This is a genomic window from Xanthomonas sp. 10-10, from assembly GCF_040182365.1.
Taxonomy (GTDB): Bacteria; Pseudomonadota; Gammaproteobacteria; order Xanthomonadales; family Xanthomonadaceae; genus Xanthomonas; species Xanthomonas arboricola_F.
Genome location: NZ_CP144460.1, coordinates 3,245,474 through 3,260,095 on the forward strand (window position 1 = coordinate 3,245,474; position 14,622 = coordinate 3,260,095).

General features: G+C 66.4%; 9 protein-coding genes. 5 read left to right on the top strand and 4 right to left on the bottom strand.

Going from position 1 to position 14,622, the window contains the following annotated elements:
- The first annotated feature begins 17 nt into the window (after positions 1-17).
- Positions 18-599: a ribosome biogenesis factor YjgA gene (gene yjgA / locus VZ068_RS13685; RefSeq protein ID WP_259151301.1), complete on the top strand. Its 582-nt coding sequence runs from the start codon at positions 18-20 to the stop codon at positions 597-599.
- Between the two features lie 256 nt (positions 600-855).
- On the opposite strand, the gene tldD is transcribed toward yjgA, so the two are convergent.
- On the bottom strand, positions 856-2,301 hold the full coding sequence (gene tldD / locus VZ068_RS13690) for a metalloprotease TldD (RefSeq protein WP_349655604.1): 1,446 nt from the start codon (positions 2,299-2,301) through the stop codon (positions 856-858).
- 99 nt (positions 2,302-2,400) lie between these two features.
- On the opposite strand from tldD, the gene VZ068_RS13695 reads away from it, so the two are divergent.
- Complete coding sequence (locus VZ068_RS13695) at positions 2,401-3,156, top strand: DUF6065 family protein (RefSeq protein ID WP_259161099.1); 756 nt, start codon at positions 2,401-2,403, stop codon at positions 3,154-3,156.
- A gap of 5 nt (positions 3,157-3,161) precedes the next feature.
- Here the strand turns inward: VZ068_RS13695 and VZ068_RS13700 are convergent, their stop codons facing one another.
- From VZ068_RS13700 to VZ068_RS13710, 3 genes are all read right to left on the bottom strand, one after another.
- On the bottom strand, positions 3,162-7,073 hold the full coding sequence (locus VZ068_RS13700) for a YhdP family protein (protein WP_349655605.1): 3,912 nt from the start codon (positions 7,071-7,073) through the stop codon (positions 3,162-3,164).
- Positions 7,074-7,242: 169 nt separating this feature from the next.
- On the bottom strand, positions 7,243-8,742 hold the full coding sequence (gene rng / locus VZ068_RS13705) for a ribonuclease G (protein ID WP_046963876.1): 1,500 nt from the start codon (positions 8,740-8,742) through the stop codon (positions 7,243-7,245).
- Positions 8,742-9,314, bottom strand: coding sequence for a Maf-like protein (locus tag VZ068_RS13710; RefSeq protein ID WP_349655606.1), 573 nt, complete (start codon positions 9,312-9,314; stop codon positions 8,742-8,744). The genes rng and VZ068_RS13710 overlap by 1 nt, the downstream gene beginning before the upstream one ends.
- Before the next feature lie 131 nt (positions 9,315-9,445).
- On the opposite strand from VZ068_RS13710, the gene VZ068_RS13715 reads away from it, so the two are divergent.
- The 3 genes from VZ068_RS13715 (at position 9,446) to VZ068_RS13725 (ending at position 14,579) form a co-directional block, all read left to right on the top strand.
- Positions 9,446-10,183 carry an SIMPL domain-containing protein gene (locus VZ068_RS13715; protein WP_349655607.1) on the top strand — a complete coding sequence of 246 codons (738 nt, stop codon included), beginning with the start codon at positions 9,446-9,448 and terminating at the stop codon, positions 10,181-10,183.
- A 315-nt stretch (positions 10,184-10,498) separates the two neighbouring features.
- Entirely contained in the window at positions 10,499-13,603 is a 3,105-nt protein-coding gene (locus VZ068_RS13720; RefSeq protein ID WP_349655608.1) for a TonB-dependent receptor, read from the top strand.
- A 304-nt stretch (positions 13,604-13,907) separates the two neighbouring features.
- The gene (locus VZ068_RS13725) at positions 13,908-14,579 is read left to right on the top strand and encodes an energy transducer TonB (RefSeq protein ID WP_349655609.1); all 672 of its coding nucleotides are present in this window, start codon (positions 13,908-13,910) and stop codon (positions 14,577-14,579) included.
- The last annotated feature ends 43 nt before the right edge of the window (positions 14,580-14,622 follow it).

A 14,622-nucleotide genomic window follows, 5' to 3' on the forward strand; every position in this document is an offset into this window, starting at 1 on the left:
TTCGGGATGTAGTGGCGATGCGCGGACGCGATGAAGAGACCGGTGAATTTCGTGGCGCCAGCCGCAGCCAGCAACGGCGCGAGGCGCTGGAAATTTTCGACCTGGGCGAAAAGCTGGTGGCGCTCACCCCGGCGCAGCTGGCCAAGCTGCCGGTGCCCGAGTCGTTGATCCCGCATATCGAAGAGAGCAAGCGCATCACCTCGCACATCGCGCACAAGCGGCAGCTGGCGTTTCTGGCCAAGCACATGCGCCGCGAGGACGATGAAACGCTGGCTGCCATCCGCGACGCGCTGGATGCCAACAGCGACACCGCGCGCCGTGAAGTGGCGGCGATCCATCGCGTCGAGCGCTGGCGCGAGCGCCTGCTCGCCGAAGGCGACGTCGCGCTGGCCGAGTTGCTGGAAGCCTACCCGGCCGCCGATCGCCAGCAACTGCGCCAGCTGGTGCGCAACGCGATCCACGAACGCGCCAAGAACAAACCGCCGCGCGCCTACCGCGAGCTGTTCCAGGTGCTGCGCGAGCTGTCTCAGGAGCCGGGATTGGGGAGTGGGGATTCGGGATTGGAAGAAGACGACCGGAATCTGGAAGACGACGAATAGGGCCTGGCGGCCGCAATCGCGGAGCCGCTCAACGAGCGCCTCCGCCGCAGCCAAACTGGGCAGCATGCGTCCAACATCTGCAACCTGGGTAGGCGACACCTGCGCGCCGAGAACGCTGCGCGCCTCTCCTGCTGCGCTTCCCGATGCCCTGATCCCGATTCCCGGTATCAAGACCGACGCGGCGCAAGCCTCTGACACGCGATAGCCCGCTCCTGCCGTTGCGACTCCCCAATCCCGATTCCCGAATCCCCGCATCTCAGGCCTGCGTTCCGCCAACCGTGATGCCGTCGATGAGCAACGATGGCTGGCCCACGCCGACCGGCACGCTCTGCCCGTCCTTGCCGCACACACCCACGCCTTCGTCCAGCGCCAGGTCGTTGCCGATCATGCGCACCTTCTGCATGGTTTCCGGGCCGTTGCCGATCAGCGTGGCGCCCTTGACCGGCGCGGTGACCTTGCCGTCCTCGATCAGGTAGGCCTCGGTGGCCGAGAACACGTACTTGCCGCTGGTGATGTCGACCTGGCCGCCGCCGAAGTTCACTGCGTAAATGCCCATCTTGACCGAGCGGATCATCTCCTGCGGGTCGTGCTGGCCGGCGCGCATGTAGGTGTTGGTCATGCGCGGCATGGTCAGGTGCGCGAACGACTCGCGCCGGCCGTTGCCGGTCGGTGCCACGCCCATCAGGCGCGCGTTGTGGCTGTCCTGCATGTAGCCCACCAGCACGCCGTCTTCGATCAGCGTGGTGCACTGCGTCGGCGTGCCTTCGTCGTCGATATTGAGCGAGCCGCGACGTCCGTCCAGGGTGCCGTCGTCGACGATGGTCACGCCCGGCGAAGCGACGCGTTCGCCCATGCGCCCGGCGTAGACGCTGGTGCCCTTGCGATTGAAGTCGCCTTCCAGCCCGTGGCCGACCGCTTCGTGCAGCAATACGCCGGGCCAGCCCGGCCCGAGCACCACCGGCATCACGCCGGCCGGCGCGGGAATCGCCTCCAGGTTGACCAGCGCCTGACGCAGCGCTTCGCGGGCGAAGCCTTCCGGGCGGCCGTCGGCGAACAGTTCGGCATAGCCGTAACGGCCGCCGCCGCCGGAATAGCCGGATTCGCGCCGCCCACCCTGCTCGACGATCACCTGCACGTTCAAGCGCACCAACGGGCGCACGTCGGCCGCCAGCACGCCATCGCTGCGCGCGATCAGCACCGTATCCACCCCGCCGGACAGGCTCACCATCACCTGCTTGACGCGCGGGTCGGCGGCGCGCACGTACTGGTCGATACGGCGCAGCAACTCGACCTTGGTGGCGCTGTCCATATCGTCGATCGGGTCGGTGGCCGGATACAGCGCGCGGCCGTTCCCGCGCACCAGCGCGCGGCTGGATTGCGCGCCGCCGTCGCGCGAGATCGCACGCGCCGACTGCGCCGCTTCCAGCAAGGTGTCGCGCTGGATGTCGTCGGAATACGCAAAGCCGGTCTTCTCGCCGGCGATCGCACGCACGCCCACGCCTTGCTCGATGGAATGCGCACCGTCCTTGACGATGCCGTCTTCCACGCTCCAGCTCTCGCGTCGCGAATGCTGGAAATACAGATCGCCGAAGTCGATGCCGGGGCCCAGCAGGGCGCCGAAGGTGCGGTCCAGATGGCCGGCATCCAGGCCGGAGGGGAGCAGCAGCCGGGTTTCGGCCAGAGTGAGAGCGTTATCGGTCATGCGGTCAGGATGGGGCCCGCGCGCCGGGGAGACAAGTCGTCCGGCTGAACATGGGCGCGGCTATCATCGCCGGCTCGCTCTTCCAATCACTGCCTGCGCATGAAGCTCATCGCCCACGTTCTGGATGGCCACACGCTGGACATCCGCCCTGCCCCGCATGCGCGCGACTGGATGGACGCCACCGATCAACGCTATGCATACCGCTGCCTGCCACTGGCGATCGCGAACGCGCATGGCTGGGAGCTGCTGTGCCAGTCCGGTTTCGAGGCCAGTTGGGATGGGCGCGATGGGCTGGATGCACTCCGGATCGTTGCCGATGAAGGCAGCGTGGCGCCGGCGATCAGCCACTTCGGCTACGGCGTGCTGACCTTTCATGTGCCCTGCCTGTTTCGCACCGACGCAGGCGTCGACCTGTTCGTCACCGGCCCGTTGAACCGGCCCAAGGACGGCATCGGCGCGTTGAGCGGCCTGGTGGAAACCGACTGGAGCCCATACACCTTCACCATGAACTGGCGCTTCACCCGACCTGGCCAGGTGCGCTTCGACGCGGGCGAGCCGTTCTGCCATCTGTTCCCGCTGCAGCGGCAGCTGATCGAACAGGTGCAGCCGCGGTGGATGCCGCTCTCCGAGGCGCCGGAACTGGCGCAGCAGCACGCCGACTGGACCCGCAGCCGCACGCGCTTTCTGGATGAGCTGCCGGATACGCAATCGGCCGCGGCGCGCGAGAAATGGCAGCGGGGGTATTTCCGCGGCGTGGCCGGACCGGAGCAGACGGTGGTACCGGGCCATCGCGCGCGGCTACGGCTGCCGATGTTCAGGCGTGCCGGCAGCGACGACGACGCTGCAGCCGACTGAGTCCCTCAGCGCGGCGGCGCGGCGGGCTTGCCAGCTGGCACAGGTTTGCTCGGCGCACGCTCGCGCGCTTCGCGCTCGACCACGTCCACCTGCGGGTCCTTCCATGGCCCGGTGACGTGGTAGGTCTTGGCGCCGATCGCGCCCAGCGGCTTGCCGAGCACGGCGTTGGCGGCCGCGCCCACCGCCGCACCCACCGGCCCGCCGGCCACTGCACCGACCACGGTCAGCAGGTTGCCGGCCTTGGGGTTCACATCCACGGTCTGGTCGAAGGTCTGCGCGCGCAGATCGGTCTGGCCGCGGATGGCGATCTCGGCCGCGGGGCCTGCGATGCGGATGGCGTCGGTGCGCGCAAAACCGTCGCCGAAGCGCACCTCCCCGTCCAGCGTGTTGAAGGCCAGGCCCTTGGAGAAGAAATCGCGGAAGTCGAACATCAGCCGGCGCGGCAACTGCGCCACGCTGAGCAGGCCCAGCACGCGGCCGGCACCCGGATCCACTTCCAGCAGCTGGCCGTTGCGGACATCCACCTTCAGGTTGCCGTCCAGCGAGCCGAGCGCAAAGCCGGTCGGCGACCCCTGCCAGCCGGCGTTGAGTTCCAGTTGGCCTTCGCCGCCACGCAACTGGCCGCCCAGGGTGAGGTTCTGCAGCAGGTTGCCGAGGTTGCGGCTATCCACACGTGCCGACAGCCGCGTGCTGGCGGCATCGCCCTTGCCGCGCCAGGCGCCGGTCAGGCCGATGCTCTGGTCGTCCGAGCGCAGCTGCAGCTGATCCACCTGCATGCCGTCGGTGAGCCGGCTACTGCGCAGGATCGCCGCACCCAGGGTCATCTTGCCCACGCGCAGGTCGTCGATATCCAGCGCCAGCGGCGGGATCGAGACCGGGTCGAACTCGGCGACCGCGCGGCGTGCCGGTTCCGGCAGGGCACCGGCCAGCGGGTCGCCGGGCTCGGGGGCCGCAGGCTCGGGCGCATCGGCCACCGGCTGCCAGCGCACGGTGCTGAGCTTGCCCTGCACGATGCCGCCGTCGGCGTTGGGCACGGTGAGTTGGCCGGCCAGCGAGGGACCATCCAACGTGACCGCCACCGCATCGCGGGTCGGGCGCAGCCGCAGCCGGGTCTGCGGAAACACGCCGCCGATCATCAGCAGCCTATCCGCCTGCACGTCCACCTGTTGCAGCGGTACAGCATCCTTCCTGGGCGTGGCCGGCTGACCCGGCAGCGGTGGCATGTCCGCATCGCTATCGCTGCTGCCGCGCGCCAGGCTGATCCAGTCGATCGCGTCCAGCGAGGCGGTACGGCCGGTCACCACCAGTCCGTTGGCCGGCGGACGCTCGGTCACCGTGTCGGTGCCCATCACCACGCGCACGCCGGTCTGGTCGCCATGGCTGCTGGCCTTGAGCGCCACCAGCTTGCCGAAGGCCACATCGATATCGCCATCGCCGACCGGCAGGGCCAGCTTGACCTGCGTGTCCAGCGGTTGGGAGGCGGCCTTGTCCAGCGGCGCGGGCAGGTCCAGCGTGGTGCCCACCAGCTCCGAGCGCAGCGTCAGCAGCGCCTGCGCATCGGCCTGCCCCGGCGTCGGCAGCGGCACATCCACGCCCACCTGCCATGGCGCGCTGCCATGCACGTAGGGGCGCAGCCACTCCATCTGCGGGGCGCGGTCGAACAATTCCTTGACATCCACGGTGGCGCCAAAGCGCGCCTCGAAGGCCTGCCTGGGGTCCTGCACAAAGCCACCGGCACGCAGCGCCAACTCGCCGGTGCGGCCCTGGTGCTGCACGCTCAGATGCTCGGCCGCAAATCCGCTGTCGCGATACTCGGCCTGCCCGCTGACCTGGTCGAAGGCCAGATTCCAGCGCGCGTCGGCCAACTTTGCGCCCTGCAACGCCACCGTGCCCTGCAGATGGCCACCCACGCCGTTGGTGCGCAACGGGCGCAGCAAATCGAAGCGCACCGTCGCCGGGCCGGACACGCTGAGGTTGCGCAAGGTATCGCCATAACGTTGCTCCAGCGGGCTCTTGCGCAACATGCCCAGCAGTTGCGCCGCATCGGCCTGGGTGGAAGCGCGCACATACAGCTCGGAGGTCTTGAAGCTGGGAATGCCGGCGTCCAGCTGCGCGATCGGGGTGCCGGCCAGATCGCCGCTGCCCTGCAACGAAAATCCATTGCCGACGAAGCGCAGATCGGCCTGCACCTGGTCCATCGCCGGCCAGTCCGGACTGAAGCGAATCGTGCCCTCGCGGATCTGCCCGAACGCCTCGAAGCGCCCGTCGTTGTCGTCGAACGGCCACTGGTCCAGATCGCCGCTGACCAGGCCGGTGCCACCGGTGACCACGCCGCCGGCCACGGCCATGTCCAGCCAGTCGATGGCCGCCTTGCTCATCTTGGAGCGGATCCAGAACTTGCGCGCCACCGGCAACGCTACATCGTCCAGTTGCGCGGCCAGTTGCATGCGCGGACGGCTGCCATCGTTCTGGAACCACAGCCCGCCGCGCACGTTGGCGCCGTAGTCCCTGGCCTGCACGCGCAGGGCCGGGGTGGCGACCTGCCAGCCCGCACCTTCGCGCCAGCCGACGATCTTGCCGGCCAGTTGAATCTCATGCACCACGCCAAAGCCGGTGGGCCAGTCGAAGCGCACCGTGGCGTCCGGCGCGGTTTCCAGCTCGCCGCCCTGTGCGTCGCCGTCGATGCGGCCGCGCAAACCGCTGATTCCGGGCGAATTGCCCACCGGCAGGAAACCGAGTTCTTCGATCTGCCCCTGCGCACGCACGGCGCCCCCCTGCTCGCCGGCGATCTGAAGATCGGCCACACGCAGCTGCGGTTTGGACAGGGTCAACCAGCGGCGCAGCGCAGGCGACAGTTGATCGCTCAATGCGGCAGCGGCAATCAGGCCGGAGACTTCGCCCTGCCTGGCAACCACCGCATAGTGCCGCCCGCCGGCGATGCTCAGCCCGTCCAGATGCTGCAGCGCGGCCGCCTGGCCCAGCCGCAGCACCGGTGCATCCAGCCGCCAGCCGCCGTCGATGGTGTGCCAGCGCGCACGTGCCTGCAGGCGCTCCCAGCGCAGCGTGCGGCGCGCGGTTTCGTCCGGCAACGGCTCGCCGGACAGCGCAATCTGGGTGAGATCGGCATCGACGGTGACCCCAGTGATACGGCGGGCACGCAGCTGCGCCCAGGCCTGCAGGCGCCCACCGCCACCGTCCACGCGCATGCCGCCTACCTGCAGCAGCGACGCCCATGCGGCCAGATCGGCAGGATCGGCCTGCGCATAAGCACTGCCGTCGCCGCTGTCGCGGTCGAATTGCAGGACTGCGGTCAGCGGGGCACGCTTGAGATCGATCCAGCTACGGCTGCCCACCTTGACCGTCGAACCGCTCACGCGCAGACGCAGGTCGATCCGCGGCAAGGCGGTGTCCAGGCCGATCGATGGCGCGTTCACCTTCAGCCGCGCCTCGGCCAGCTGGATCTCGCCAAGCCGACGCAATGCCTCCAGCGGGTCGGAACGCTTCCCGCTCGGCAGGCCCTGCACAGACCACACGCCGTCGTCGCTGCGTTGCAGGGTCAGCGCCAACCCGCGCAGGCGCACCTCGGTCAACGAATGCCCAGGCAACAAGCCGGCGTACATCGCCAGCAGTACCTCCGCCTGGCCCACACGCACCTCGCCATGCGGGCCGATCCGCAAACCGTCCAGCCGCAGCAGCGGGCCACGCCGGGTCCACTCGGTGTCCAGACGATCGAAGGCGATCGGCTGCCCGGCGCGCTGACTCAACCAGTCGGCGATCTGCTGCGGGTGCTCCTCGGCCAACGGCAATGCCTGGCTCGCCGCGCCCACCAGCAACGCGACCGCCACCACCGCGAGCGCGCAGGCAGTGATCGCATAGCGGCGGAACAGGCGCAGACGGCGGCGCAGCGGGGTGGGCATTAACGGCGGGGAATGGTGAATAGGGAATAGGGAATCGCAGGAGCACAAACCGCGCCGCGCACACGATCATCCATCCGCGCGCGCCGCCATTCTAAATATGTCACCGCCACCTCGCAGAGCGCCTTTCGCTCCACCCCCATTCCCGATTCCCGACTCTCCATTCCCGGCCTCACAGCAGCACCACGTCGAACTGCTCCTGCAGATACTGATCGTCGGACTGGAAACGGATGCTCTTGCCCAGGAATTCTTCCAGCTCGGCCACCGCTGCGGATTCTTCGTCGGTGATGCGTGCGACCACCTTGGACGAGGCGATCACCAGCAGCCTTGCGGCATCGAACTGGCGCACTGCACGGGTGATCTCGCGGAAGATTTCGTAGGTCACCGTTTCTGCGGTCTTGATGGTGCCGCGCCCGCCGCACTGGCCGCAGGTTTCCGACAGCTGCCGCTCCAGGCTCTCGACGGTGCGCTTGCGGGTCATTTCCACCAGGCCCAGCGGCGAGAACTCGTACACCGTGGTCTTGGCGTGGTCGCGTGCCAGCGCCTTTTCCAGGGTGCGCAGCACCTGGCGGCGGTGCTCGGGATCGTCCATGTCGATGAAGTCGATGATGATGATCCCGCCCAGGTTGCGCAGCCGCAGCTGCCGCGCCACCGCCTGCGCGGCTTCCAGGTTGGTGCGGAACACGGTTTCTTCGAGATTGCGCTGGCCGACGAACGAACCGGTGTTGACGTCGATGGTGGTCATCGCTTCGGTCTGGTCGATCACCAGATAGCCGCCGGACTTGAGTGGCACCTGCTTGTTCAAGGCGCGGCCGATCTCGTCCTCGACCCCGTACAGGTCGAAGATCGGCCGGTCGCCGGTGTACAGCTCCAGCCGCTCGGCCAGCACCGGCATGTACTTGGCCACGAAGGCCTGCAGCTGCACGAAGGTTTCGTTGGAGTCGACCTTGACCTTTTCCACGTCCTTGCGGATCAGGTCGCGCACCGCCCGCAACGGCAGGCTCAGGTCCTCATAGATGATGCTGCACGGCGGCGCTTCGCGCCCGCGCCGCTCGACCACCGTCCACACCCGCGACAGATACGCGATGTCCTCGGCCAGCGCCTCGGCTGGCTGGCCCTCGGCATTGGTGCGGATGATGTAGCCGAAGCCGCCGTGCTGGGCCGACACCTCGCTGACGATGGTCTTCAGGCGCAGCCGCTCGGCCTCGTCCTCGATCCGTGCCGACACCCCGACGATCTTGGACTGCGGCAGCAGCACCAGGTAGCGCGAGGGAATGCTGATCTGGGTCGTGAGCCGCGCGCCCTTGGTGCCGATCGGGTCCTTGACCACCTGCACCACGATGTCCTGCCCGTCGCGCAGCAGCTCCACGATCGGCACCGCTGCGGCCGGCGGCGGCGGGATCGGGGTTTCTTCGGTATCGACCACGCTGGCCGGTGCCGGTGCCGGGCGCACCACGTCGTTGGCGTGCAGGAACGCCGCACGCTCCAGCCCGACCTCGACGAATGCCGCCTGCATGCCGGGCATCACCCGCTGCACCTTGCCCTTGTAGATGTTGCCGACCACGCCCCGGCGCCAACCGCGCTCGATATGCAGCTCCTGCAGCATGCCGTTCTCGATCACCGCCACGCGGGTTTCGCGCGGGGTGACGTTGACCAAGATCTCTTCCGACATCAATGCGCTCCGAAGGCTGTGAGCAACTGCGAGGTGTGGTGCAGCGGCAATCCCATCACGCCGGAATAGCTGCCGGACAAATGGCTGATAAAACGTTCTGCGCGCCCCTGGATCGCATAGGCGCCGGCCTTGCCCATGGGCTCGCCACAGGCCGCATACGCGGCGATCTGCGCCTCACCGAGCGTGTCGAAGGTCACCTCCGACACCGCCAATACCTGCGCAGGGGCGCGCTGTGCGCAGACTAGAACCACCGCCGTGAGTACCTGGTGGGTGCGCCCGGACAACACGCGCAGCATCGCGATCGCGTCGTCGACATCGACCGGCTTGCCGAACACGCGCTCACCCAGCACCACTTCGGTATCGGAGCCCAGCACGATCGCATCGGGGTCGCGCGCCTGCACCTGCGCAAGGCCGGCATGCGCCTTGTCCAGCGCAACGCGCCGCACGTATTGTTCGGGCGATTCAGCGGGCGCGCGCAGCTCGGGCACATCCAGTTCCAGGGTCTGGAATGGCACATCCAGGCGTTGCAGCAGTTCTTGTCGGCGTGGCGAACGGGAGGCGAGATAGAGCATCCGCCCAGCATACCTGTTGGCCGTGCTCGCCCGCTGACTTCGCACCCCGCGCGGCGGTTGCGCGGCAGCGTTCGACTCACAACATATTCATCCACCTCCCAACACGCTCGCAGCACAGACAAGGAGATCCCATGCGTACCACCTTCAAGCCGTTGTTGCTGGCCCTGTCCATCGCTGCCGGAACCGCCATGACCGCACACGCCCAATCCGCGTCCAACTACACCATCCCCAGCGATGGCACCCTGCTCAACATCTCGGCCGAAGCCGAAGCCAAGCGCGTGCCGGATATCGCCACGTTGTCCGCAGGCGTGGTCACCCAGGCTGCCGACAGCAACTCCGCGATGCGCCAGAACGCCGAACAGATGAGCAAGGTCATGACGGCGGTAAAGGCCGCCGGCATCGCCGACAAGGACGTGCAGACCAGCGGCATCAATCTGAGCCCGCAGTACACCTATAAAGAAAACGAGGCGCCCAGGATCAACGGCTACCAGGCCAGCAACACGGTCAGCCTGAAGGTGCGCGACATCTCCAAGCTCGGCAAGGTGCTCGACACCCTGGTCGCGCAAGGCGCCAACGACATCAACGGGCCCAGCTTCTCGGTCGACCAGCCCGAGCCGGCCTACGACGAGGCCCGCGTGGCCGCACTGAAGAAAGCCCAGACCCGCGCCGACACCTATGCCAAGTCGCTGGGCCTGAAGGTGCGCCGCATCGTCAGCATCTCCGAAGGCCGCAGCGGTGGCGGCGTGATACGCCCGATGATGATGGCCGCCTCGATGCGCTCGGCCAAAGCCGAGATGGACACCCAGGTGGCGCCCGGCGAGAGCACGCTGTCGATCACGCTGGATGTGACCTTCGAACTGGGTCGCTGAAGAAGCAATCCCATTCCGCAGCTTGTCGCTCACTGCCCTCCTCGGAGGGCAGTGTCGTTTTCGCAGTCCCATCGGAAGACGTGCTGCTTTGTCGTCTTCATGCGAACCATTAAGTTTCTTTTAAAACCTTAAAGACCGCCGGCTGGCAAGTGTCCAAAGTCACTGCACCTGAACATGAATACGTGGATATGTGCATTTGTGCTTAAAAAAACATGAAATTTAGAGAAAACGTTCTTTAAGCAGCCTCTACAGCGCTCTAGCATCGGTTGTCAGCGCACCGTCATATTCGTGATGGCGCTCCTCTGGAGAGAGATGATGTCCGGCAACGTTGCTTCAAAGCGCACCTTCCATCCAGCGTCGCGGGCACGTTATGCCCGCATCAGCGTGCTTGCGCTCGCGCTGAGCGGCGCCGTCGGCGTGCTGGCCTCAGGCACTGCCGCCGCTCAAAGCACCACTGCGGGTATTTACGGCAGCGCGCCCGCTGCCGCCGGTGCAACGGTCACGGCACAAAGCGATACCGGCTTTGCCCGGACCGCGATCGTCGATGCCAACGGGCGCTACGCGATCGGCAATCTTCCCGTCGGCACTTACACGGTCACCTTGCAACGCGACGGACAATCCGTAGAGACACGCAAGAACATCGCCCTGCGCGTCGGCGCGGGCACCGATGTGTCCTTCGGCGGCGCTGCCGCTGGCGACACCGCCACCCTGGGCACGATCACCGTGACCGGCAAGAACATCTCGCCGGTGGATGTGTCCGCCACCGCCTCGCGCACCGTGATTACCGCCGAGCAGTTGCAGCGTTTGCCGCTGGCGCGCTCTGGCGAAGCCATTGCACTGCTGTCGCCAGGAGCCGTGCAGGGCAGCGGCTATTTCGGCAATGCGATTTCCTTCGGCGGCGCTGGTGTGACCGAAAACGCCTATTACCTCAACGGCTATCTCAGCTCCAATCCGCTTTCCAACATCGGTGGCGTCACCTTGCCGTTCGGCGCGATCGACCAGCAGGAAACCTATACCGGCGGCTACAGCGCCCGTTACGGGCGTTCGGCCGGCGGCGTACTCAGCCAGGTCGGCAAACGCGGCACCAACGAATGGCATTTCGGCGCGCAGACCCTGTGGCGCCCGAAGTCGCTCTCCAGCACGGACAAGAACGTGCTGTATCCCGACACTGCGCCGCCGGACGGGTACGAATATAGCGACCCCACCCTGCCCGGCACCCTGTACCGCAGCCGCAAGGACGACCGGTTCTGGAACACGGTCTACAGCGCCTATGCCGGCGGCCCGCTGATCGAGGACCGCCTGTTCGTGTTTGTGGCTGCAGAACAGGAACGCAGCGAAGGCGTTTCCACGGCGCGTCGGGACGACCCGGTCATCGGCCGCAACAACTACCGCATCGATGAACCCAAGATCTACGCCAAGATCGACTGGAACATAAACGACAGCAACATCCTCGAACTGACGGGGGTCAAGAACAACTACCGCGAGGCCGGCAATTACACCGACTTCACCGGCTACTCCGGCGTCGACGGCGACGCCAACGGCGCATTCGCCGATACGGTCAAGGTCAACGACCGCTATTACATCGGCAAGTACACCAGCTACATCACCGACGATCTCACATTGAGCGCCACCTACGGCAAGAGCCGTCAGACCGATTTCCGCAACAACCCCAGCACCGCACCGCTGCTGACCAACACCAATCTGCAGGACCCGGCCATCACCGGTGGCAGCGAGATCCGCAACAACCAGACCTCCAGCCAGGCGCGCGATGGCGAAAACAAGACGCGCGGTCTGCGCATCGACCTGGAATATGTGTTGGGCAGCCACACCCTCACTGCAGGTGTGGACAACATGTATTTCAATGCCAACAACGAAGGCGTCATCACCACCGGCCCGGGCTTCCGCTGGATCTATGGGCGCTCGTCGCGCCCCACCTCGCCCATCAGCGCTGCGCTGGGCGTGGGTCCGGCCGGTGGCAATGGCTACTACGCCTATCGCTCCGTGTTCAATACCGCGACCAGTATGTCGGTCGAGCAAAAGGCCTACTTCCTCGAAGACAAATGGCAGGTCAACGACAAGCTGCTGCTGACGCTGGGTATCCGCAACGACAAGTTCACCAACTTCAACGACGCGGGTGCGCCTTACGTGACCAGTGGCGATCAGTGGGCACCGCGCCTGGGGCTGAGCTGGGACGTGTTCGGCGACTCCTCGCTCAAGGTCTACGGCAATGCCGGTCGCTACTACCTGGCGTTGCCTAACAGCGTGGCCATCCGTGGCGCATCGCCGTCCACGTTTACGCGCGAATACTTCACCTACACCGGCATCGATGCGCAGGGCAGCCCGACCGGGCTGACGCCGGTCGCGGTCGATCCATCCGCCGGATTCTCCTGCTCGGGCAACATCGTCTCCTCCAATCTGGAATGCGGTCAGGCACCGGATGCCGCCGGCATCGCCGCCACCGACCTGAAGTCGATGTACCAGGACGAGTTCATGCTCGGCTTCGACAAGACCCTGGGCGAGAGTTGGGTCACCGGTGCCAAGGCGACCTACCGCACGCTCGGCGCCACCATCGACGACGTCTGCGATGCCGACCGGATGCGCACCAAACTGACTGCATCGGGTATCGATCCGAGCACCGTCAACGTGCCCGGCTGCATCATCTTCAACCCCGGCGAAACCAACTCCTTCAGTCTGGCCAACCTCAACGGCTCCGGCCGCACCTCGGTGTCGATGTCGCCCTCGGACTGGGGCTTCGACAAGGAGGCCAAGCGCACCTATCTGGCAGTGGACCTGTTCCTGCAGCATCCATTCGATGGCAAATGGGAAGGCCGCATCGATTACACCTGGTCGCGCAACTTCGGCAATACCGAAGGCCAGATCAAATCCGATATCGGCCAGACCGATGTCTCCAAGACCCAGGACTGGGATGCCGCTGCGCTGATGTGGTACGCAGGTGGCTACCTGGCCAACGATCGTCGCCATCAGATCAAGATCTACGGCTCCTACCAGATCGCACCGGAATGGCTGATTGCAGGCAATATCCGCGTGCTGTCCGGCACGCCGAAGTCCTGCCTGGGCTATGTCAGCATCAACGGCATCAGCGAAGATTCCGATGCCGGCGACCCGGTGGGCTATGGCTCCTCCTACCACACCTGCAACGGCCAGCCGTCGCGTCCCGGCGATGCCGGCCGGTTGCCGTGGACCAAGATCGTCGACCTGGGCCTGACCTATCGCCCGGCGTTCGCCGGCAACAAGCTCGCCATGACCCTGCAGGCCTTCAACATCTTCAACGAGCGCAAGCCGCTGCAGGTGGATTCGACCTGGGAAGACGACACCTTCACCCTGTCGAACACCTACAACATGGGCAGGTTCTTCACTCAGCCGCGCTATGCCATGTTCTCGGTGTCGTACGACTACTGACGCACTCTCCCGTCAGCGTCGTTTCCCCAGCCCCGCAACGGGCTGGGCTTTTCTACCGCAAACGCCCAGCTCCGGCTGGGCGTTTGCTTACGAGTATTCCTGTCTGTTTGCGCCTTGAAGCCGGCCAGCGATCGATATCGACATGATCGCGGAATCACTCCGGCATCCTTCGCGATGCGCAACGCCCTTCGCAGACACGCGCCGCGCTTGTGCAGCCGCGCGCGCTGAGGTAAACCTACGCTACCGGATGGTGTAGTGCGTCCGGGCCGCGCTGGTCCTTTCCGCAGTTCCGTTCTGGAGGTGGATGATGGTTCGCACGCAATCGCAGGTTTCTTCCCGTCCCTTTGGCATCGATACCTCACGCGTGCTGGCGATCAGCACGGCCGTGGCGCTGCATTTGCTGGCCGGCGGCTTGTTGCTGATCCCGCTATCGCACCGGGCGGTTCCGCAACCGCCACCCGAGCCGCGCTGGGTCATGCCGATCACCATACCGACCGCACCGCCGCCGCCCTTGGTCCCGGTCGATGTGAAGTTCAAGCCGCAGACGCATACACCACCGAAGACCGTACCGGTCGCGGTCCCGGTGCCGACCCCTCTCATCGACCATACCCCGGTGCTGGATAGCGCAACGGTTGCCCTACCGGCAGCCAACACCGCGATGGACAGCGCGCCCACCATCGCTGCGCCCAGTGGGCCGATCGAGGCAGGCCAGCTGCAGTATCTGAGCTCGCCCGCACCGAGTTACCCGGCGGCTGCATTGCGTGCGGGGCAACAAGGCACGGTGCTGCTGCGCGTGCTGGTCGGTACCGATGGACGCCCGGCCGAAGTCAGCGTGCAGACCAGCAGCGGGCATCGCGCGCTCGATCTGGCCGCACGCAGCCAGGTGCTGCGCAGCTGGCGCTTTCAGCCGGCGATGCAGAACGGCCAGGCGGTACAGGCCTACGGCCTGGTGCCGGTGAGCTTTTCGTTGAATTGAATGGCGACCCGATGCGGCGGCCTGCAACTGCCGCCGCCGCATC

Coding starts and splice junctions, on each gene's coding strand:
- rng (WP_046963876.1), bottom strand. CDS start 8,742: ATGTCGGAAGAGATCTTGGTCAACGTCACCCCGCGCGAAACCCGCGTG.
- yjgA (WP_259151301.1), top strand. CDS start 18: ATGCGCGGACGCGATGAAGAGACCGGTGAATTTCGTGGCGCCAGCCGC.
- VZ068_RS13720 (WP_349655608.1), top strand. CDS start 10,499: ATGTCCGGCAACGTTGCTTCAAAGCGCACCTTCCATCCAGCGTCGCGG.
- VZ068_RS13710 (WP_349655606.1), bottom strand. CDS start 9,314: ATGCTCTATCTCGCCTCCCGTTCGCCACGCCGACAAGAACTGCTGCAA.
- VZ068_RS13725 (WP_349655609.1), top strand. CDS start 13,908: ATGATGGTTCGCACGCAATCGCAGGTTTCTTCCCGTCCCTTTGGCATC.
- VZ068_RS13695 (WP_259161099.1), top strand. CDS start 2,401: ATGAAGCTCATCGCCCACGTTCTGGATGGCCACACGCTGGACATCCGC.
- tldD (WP_349655604.1), bottom strand. CDS start 2,301: ATGACCGATAACGCTCTCACTCTGGCCGAAACCCGGCTGCTGCTCCCC.
- VZ068_RS13700 (WP_349655605.1), bottom strand. CDS start 7,073: ATGCCCACCCCGCTGCGCCGCCGTCTGCGCCTGTTCCGCCGCTATGCG.
- VZ068_RS13715 (WP_349655607.1), top strand. CDS start 9,446: ATGCGTACCACCTTCAAGCCGTTGTTGCTGGCCCTGTCCATCGCTGCC.